At 68.6% G+C, this 6380-nt stretch carries 7 protein-coding genes; 3 read left to right on the top strand and 4 right to left on the bottom strand.

Translation table 11 applies throughout. The features are described from left to right. Together AC1D1T_RS29045 and ureG are read left to right on the top strand one after the other, a co-directional pair. Nucleotides 1–224: hypothetical protein (locus tag AC1D1T_RS29045; RefSeq protein ID WP_477992989.1), on the top strand; the 224-nt coding region annotated here is incomplete at its 5' end. Nucleotides 225–282: 58 nt separating this feature from the next. After that, nucleotides 283–927 (top strand): urease accessory protein UreG, encoded by a 645-nt coding sequence (ureG, locus tag AC1D1T_RS29040; protein ID WP_047499922.1) that lies wholly within the window; start codon nt 283–285, stop codon nt 925–927. Nucleotides 928–949: 22 nt separating this feature from the next. Here the strand turns inward: ureG and AC1D1T_RS29035 are convergent, their stop codons facing one another. The 4 genes from AC1D1T_RS29035 to AC1D1T_RS29020 are packed head-to-tail and all read right to left on the bottom strand — an operon-like array spanning nt 950 to nt 4032. After that, the gene (locus AC1D1T_RS29035) at nt 950–1963 is read right to left on the bottom strand and encodes a S49 family peptidase (RefSeq protein WP_047499916.1); all 1014 of its coding nucleotides are present in this window, start codon (nt 1961–1963) and stop codon (nt 950–952) included. Between the two features lie 23 nt (nt 1964–1986). Further along, nucleotides 1987–2394 (bottom strand): Rieske (2Fe-2S) protein, encoded by a 408-nt coding sequence (locus AC1D1T_RS29030; RefSeq protein WP_477827479.1) that lies wholly within the window; start codon nt 2392–2394, stop codon nt 1987–1989. Nucleotides 2395–2401: 7 nt separating this feature from the next. After that, nucleotides 2402–3064, bottom strand: a complete 663-nt coding sequence (locus AC1D1T_RS29025; protein WP_477827478.1) for an HAD family hydrolase — start codon at nt 3062–3064, stop codon at nt 2402–2404. Next, nucleotides 3061–4032 (bottom strand): RluA family pseudouridine synthase, encoded by a 972-nt coding sequence (locus tag AC1D1T_RS29020; RefSeq protein WP_477827477.1) that lies wholly within the window; start codon nt 4030–4032, stop codon nt 3061–3063. Before AC1D1T_RS29020 ends, AC1D1T_RS29025 begins: the two co-directional genes overlap by 4 nt. A 686-nt stretch (nt 4033–4718) precedes the next feature. Between AC1D1T_RS29020 and AC1D1T_RS29015 the strand changes: the two genes are divergently transcribed. After that, on the top strand, nt 4719–6380 hold a 1662-nt coding region (locus AC1D1T_RS29015), incomplete at its 3' end, for an Rne/Rng family ribonuclease (RefSeq protein WP_477992988.1).

Here is a 6380-nt window from a genome sequence, read left to right as displayed (position 1 = left end):
CATCGCAAGGCGGCAAGCCGCCGGCACCGCCGCCCGAGGCGATCGCCGCGTGCAACGGCAAGGCCGAAGGCGCCGCCGCGAGCTTCGCCGGCCGCAACGGCGAGACCATCTCGGGCACCTGCCAGAAGATCGGCGACGTGCTCGCGCTGCGCCCGGCCGGCGGCCCGCCAGGGGGTGGGCAGGGCGGCGGACAAGGCGGCAAGCCGCCGGCCAAGAAAGGCTGAGCGCCCGGCCGGCACTACACTCGGTTCGCCCCGACTCCCCGGACGAACCGATTCCCCCATGAGCGCCGCACTGCACACCATCCCCCACCGCACGAAGAAACTGCCGCCGCTGCGCGTGGGGGTGGGCGGCCCGGTCGGCTCCGGCAAGACCACCCTGGTCGAGATGCTGTGCAAGACGATGCGCGAGCGCTACGACCTGGTGGTCGTCACGAACGACATCTACACGAAGGAAGACCAGCGCCTGCTGACGGTGGCCGGCGCGCTGGAAGCCGAACGCATCATGGGTGTCGAGACCGGCGGCTGCCCGCACACCGCGATCCGCGAGGATGCGTCGATCAACCTCGAGGCGGTCGACCGGATGCTCGGCAAGTTTCCCGACGCCGACATCGTGTTCATCGAGTCCGGCGGCGACAACCTCGCCGCCACCTTCAGCCCCGAGCTGAGCGACCTGACGATCTACGTGATCGACGTCGCGGCCGGCGAGAAGATCCCGCGCAAGGGCGGTCCCGGCATCACGAAGAGCGACCTGTTCGTGATCAACAAGACCGACCTCGCGCCGCACGTCGGTGCCGATCTGTCGGTGATGGAGGCCGACACGAAGCGCATGCGGCCGAACCGGCCTTATGTGATGAGCAACCTGAAGACGAACGCCGGCCTCGCCGAGGTGGTGGCGTTCATCGAGAAGAAGGGCATGCTGGCCTGAGGCGCCGGCGCCCCAGGGCAGGCTACCGCAGGTTGAGCGTGCTCTGCAGCGCGCGCACCGCGCCGGCGCCGATCGACGCGCCGAAGCGCTTGGCCAGCCGCTCGGCGACGTTGTCGCGCGGCGTGTAGTCGATCACCTCCTCGGCCTTCACGACCTCGCGCGCCACCATGTCGAGGTTGCCCAGGTGGTCGACCAGGCCCATCTCGAGCGCCTGCTGGCCGTTCCAGAACAGGCCGCTGAAGGTGTCCGGCCCGATCTTCAGCCGCTTGCCGCGGCCTTCCTTCACGACGCCGATGAACTGCTGGTGGATCTGGTCGAGCATCGCCTGCGTGTAGGCGCGCTGCTTCTCGCTGACCGGCGAGAACGGGTCGCCGATGCCCTTGTTCTCGCCCGCGGTCTGCAGACGGCGCTCGACGCCCAGCTTCTCCATCGCGCCGGTGAAGCCGAAGCCGTCCATCAGCACGCCGATCGAGCCGACGATCGAGGCCTTGTCGGCATAGATCTCGTCGGCCGCGACCGCGATGTAGTACGCGCCCGAGGCGCAGGTTTCCTCGACCACCGCGTACACCTTCTTCCGGTGCTTGGCCTTCAGCCGGCGGATCTCGTCGTTGATGATGCCGGCCTGCACCGGGCTGCCGCCCGGCGAGTTGATGCGCAGCACGATGGCCTGGGCGCCCTCGTCCTCGAACGCATTCTTCAGCGCGCCCACCAGCAGCTCGGCACTCGCCTCGGTGTCGGATGCGATCTCGCCGCGCACCTCGACCAGCGCGGTGTGCGGCCCGCTCGGCGTGGCCGCGTGGTTGCGCGCCGTCAGCAGCGCCCAGGCGATGACCGCGAACACCAGCAGCCAGCTCCAGCGGAAGAACAGCTTCCAGCGGCGATCGCTGCGGCGGTCCTTGAAGAAGGCGCGGGCCAGCTCCTCGACGGTCTCTTCCACCGACGGCTTGGCAGGAGCGGCCGCCACCACGGGGGCGGGTGCAGGAGGAGGAACAGGCGCGGCAGCGTCGGGCGAGGGCAACTCGTCGTGCGGATTCATGCAGGGCTTTCGGCGGCCTTCGTTCAGTCTTCGAAGGCGGGTTGGATGTCGCGCGAAGGATACCAATAGACCTCACCGGCCTCTTCCTCGACACGCAATTCCGTCAGCTTGCCGCGGCCACACGGCCCGGCGACGCAGCGGCCGTTCAGCGGATCGTAGGCCGCACCGTGGATCGAGCACAGGATGAACTCGCGGCCGCTGTCGAGGAATTCGCCGGGCTGCCAGTCCATCTCGGCCGGCACGTGCGCGCAGCGGTTCAGGTAGGCGACGACGCGACCCTCGAAGCGCAGCGCGAAGGCGCGCGTCGGCTCGCGGTACTGCAGCACGTCGAACACCAGCGCCTGCCCCTTCTCGGGCAGTTGCGCCGCGGCGCACAGGTGGCGCCGCGCGGCCGGCTCGGGCATCAGCGGCGGCAGGGGTGAGGGTGGCAACACCGGCTCAGCCATGGCGGTCCAGCCATTCGCCCAGCTCGGGCACCGAATGCGCGACGAAGCGCGGCGCGTAGCTGTCGAAAGCGTCCGGTTCGTGCGCCCCGTAGCTGACGCCGATGCAGGCCACGCCGGCATTCACCGCCATCTGCAGGTCGTGCGTGGTGTCGCCGATCATCAGCGTGCGCTCGGGCGCGACGTCCAGCTCGGCCATCAGCTCGAACAGCATCTGCGGGTTCGGCTTCGATGCAGTTTCGTCGGCGGTGCGGGTGGCATCGAAATGGCGGGCCAGGTCGGCGGTGCGCAGCGCCTCGTCGAGCCCGCGGCGCGATTTGCCGGTGGCCACGCCCAGCCAGTGGTTGCGCGCCTTCAGCGCGGCCAGCATCTCCAGCGTGCCGGGGAACAGCACGATCTCGTGCTGGCGCGCGAAGTAGTGGTGGCGGTAGCGGTCGGCGAGCGCCGGGTACAGGTCGCGGCTCAGGCCCGGCGCGGCATGCTGCAGCGCCTCGGCCAACCCGAGGCCGATCACGTAGCTCGCGTCCTTGTCGCTCGGCACCACGGTGCCCACGTCGGCGCAGGCCGCCTGGATGCAGCGCGCGATCAGCGTGGTCGAGTCGAACAGCGTGCCGTCCCAGTCGAAGGCGATCAGGTCGAACTGGCGGGGACGGGTCATGACGGCAGGCTCTGGAGGAATGCACTGCATTCTGCCGGCAACGGCGCCTCGAGTTCGATGGCCTCGCCGCTCGCGGGGTGCTCGAAGCGCAGCCGCCGCGCATGCAGGAACATGCGCTCGAAGCGCGCGCCCTGCACCGCCTCGCCGCGCGCCAGGGCCTTGTTGACCGCGAAATCGCCGTATTTCTCGTCGCCGGCGATCGGGTGGCCCTCGTGCGCCAGGTGCACGCGGATCTGGTGCGTGCGGCCGGTCTTGATCGTCACGTCGAGCAGCGTGAAGCCGGCGTAGGCCTGCGCGATGCGCACCAAGGTGATGGAACGACGGCCATCTTCGTTGTCCTCGTCGACCGCGCGCACACGCCGTTCGCCTTCGCCGGTCAGGAACTTGTGCAGTGCCACGTCGATGACCTTGCGCGAGGCCGGCCAGGCACCGATCACCAGCGCCGCATAGGTCTTGCCGGTCTCGCGGCTGCGGAACTGCTCCTGCAGCGCGACCAGCGCCGAGCGCTTCTTCGCGATCAGCAGCAGGCCGGAGGTTTCCTTGTCGAGCCGGTGCACCAGCTCGAGGAAGCGCGCCGTCGGCCGCGCCTGGCGCAGCTGCTCGATGACGCCGGAGCTGACCCCGCTGCCACCGTGCACCGCGACGCCGGCCGGCTTGTTCAGCGCGATCAGGTGATCGTCCTCGAACACCACCGGGAACTCGCGCGCCGGTGCGGGCGGCACCGCCGATGGATCGGCCATGCGCACCGGCGGCACGCGCACCCGGTCGCCGATCGCCAGCCGCGTGTCGGCGGCGGCACGCCCCTTGTTGACACGCACCTCGCCCGAGCGGATCACGCGGTAGACGTGGGTCTTGGGCACGCCCTTCAGCAGCTTGATCAGGAAGTTGTCGAGCCGCTGGCCCTCGGAGCCTTCATCGATCTCGACCGTCTGGACGGCCGGCGCAGCCGCCTCGGCCGGCCCCCTCACCGCGGTGCTTGCCGGCCGACCTGCTTTGGCCCCTATAATGCGTTGCACCACGTTGTTGTCGTAAGTGTTTGATTTTTCTGAGTTTAACGTCGATGACGTTGAACCGGCACGAACGGCAGCGGTGGTGGTCGGGCCCGAGGGTCCGGCCAACAGGTGATGCAACATGCCCGGCTTGCGGTAGGCCCCGTCCCCATGCGACGAGGCGGCACGCAGCCCGGCATGGCAGAGAAACAAAGAACGAACCCCTGTCAAAAAGGTTTCCAGGCAGGAGACATCGAAGCGGGGTCCTCGCCTACCGGCGGCGGCCCTTGATCTTCAGCCTCCTTCCCGCGTCCAGCAGTCATTGCGGAACATGTTCCCGGCACCCACCCCCCACCACTGCCCACCGTGTGCCTTGCGCGCCGTACCCCGGCCTCGTGCCTGCGGGTTTGCGCTGGCCGGCCGTGCCGGGGTCGAGCCTCGAACACCGGCCTCGTGCCCCGCAGCGCCCGCTGTCTCGCATGCGCCAACGCTGCCTGACCGGCCGATCCACTGATCGATCCCGCGTCAACGCAGTCCAGGGCGATTCCTTCCGGTTCATCCACGTTTCTCGTGCATCGATGAGTCGCCCCTGAAGTTTCAGAGGCGGCATGTTGAGTGGCTGCCACTCGCGCACAACACGGCGCGGTGGTGGCGAAGGAGCGCACATGAAACGCATGCTGATCAATGCGACGCAGCCCGAAGAGCGTCGCCTCGCGATCGTCGACGGCCAGAAGCTGCTGGACTTCGAGACCGAGATCGAAGGCCGCGAGCAACGCAAGGGCAACATCTACAAGGCCGTCGTCACGCGCGTCGAGCCCTCGCTCGAGGCCTGCTTCGTCGACTACGGCGAAGACCGCCACGGCTTCCTGCCGTTCAAGGAAATCTCGAAGAACTACTTCCGCGACGGCGCCGACGTGCGCAACGCGCGCATCCAGGACGCCATCCGCGAAGGCGACCAGCTGCTGGTCCAGGTCGAGAAGGAAGAGCGCGGCAACAAGGGCGCGGCCCTCACCACCTTCGTCTCGCTGGCCGGCCGCTACCTGGTGCTGATGCCCAACAACCCGCGCGGCGGCGGCGTGAGCCGGCGCATCGAGGGCGAGGATCGCGAGGAGCTGAAGGAAAACCTCGACCAGCTCGAGTACCCGAAGGGCATGAGCCTGATCGCCCGCACCGCCGGCATCGGCCGCAGCGCCGCCGAGCTGCAGTGGGACCTGAACTACATGCTGAAGCTGTGGACCGCCATCGACGGCGCTTCGCAGGGCGGCAAGGGTGCGTTCCTGATCTACCAGGAGTCGTCGCTCGTGATCCGCGCGATCCGCGACTACTTCACGTCGGATGTCGGCGAGATCCTGATCGACACCGACGACATCTACGACCAGGCGATGCAGTTCATGAACCACGTGATGCCGGAATCGGCCGCACGTGTGAAGCGCTACCGCGACGACGCCCCGCTGTTTTCGCGCTTCCAGATCGAGCACCAGATCGAGACCGCGTTCTCGCGCACGGTGAACCTGCCGTCCGGCGGCGCGATCGTGATCGACCACACCGAGGCGCTGGTCTCGGTCGACGTGAACTCGGCCCGCTCCACGCGCGGCAGCGACATCGAGGAAACCGCGACCCGCACCAACCTGGAAGCCGCCGACGAGATCGCGCGCCAGATGCGGCTGCGCGACCTGGGCGGCCTGATCGTCGTCGACTTCATCGACATGGAAGAGTCGAAGAACCGCCGCGAGGTCGAGACCCGGCTGCGCGACGCGCTGCGCCAGGACCGCGCCCGCGTGCAGTTCAGCTCGATCAGCAAGTTCGGCCTGCTCGAGCTCTCGCGCCAGCGCCTGCGCCCGGCGCTGAGCGAAGGCAGCCACATCACCTGCCCGCGCTGCAACGGCACCGGCCACATCCGCGACACCGAATCCAGCGCGCTGCAGATCCTGCGCATGGTCCAGGAAGAGTCGATGAAGGACAACACCGCCGCCGTGCATGTGCAGGTGCCGGTGGAGGTGACCTCGTTCCTGCTGAACGAGAAGCGCACCGAGATCACGAAGATCGAGCTGAAGCAGCGCATCACCGTGCTGCTGGTGCCGAACAAGCACCTGGACACGCCGAACTACAAGCTCGAGCGCCTGCGCCACGACGACCCGCGCCTGGAGAACCTGCAGGTCAGCTACTCGATGATCGAGGAGCCGGACGACGAGGTCGGCATCACGCGCCGCGAGAAGGCCAAGGCCAAGCAGGAGCCGGTGATCAAGGGCATCCTGCCCGAGACGCCCGCGCCGATCGTGCCGCCGAAGCCGGCACCCGTGCCGGTCGCGGCGCCGGTGGCGGTGGCC

It is taken from the genome of Rhizobacter sp. P2_H3 (assembly GCF_056403355.1).
The sequence above is the reverse complement of the archived record's forward strand: the minus strand, read 5'-3'. Positions and strand labels throughout refer to the sequence as shown.

Bases quoted from the DNA above. Each gene is read 5' to 3' on its own strand.
- ureG (WP_047499922.1), top strand. From the start codon at position 283: ATGAGCGCCGCACTGCACACCATCCCCCACCGCACGAAGAAACTGCCG.
- AC1D1T_RS29035 (WP_047499916.1), bottom strand. From the start codon at position 1,963: ATGAATCCGCACGACGAGTTGCCCTCGCCCGACGCTGCCGCGCCTGTT.
- AC1D1T_RS29025 (WP_477827478.1), bottom strand. From the start codon at position 3,064: ATGACCCGTCCCCGCCAGTTCGACCTGATCGCCTTCGACTGGGACGGC.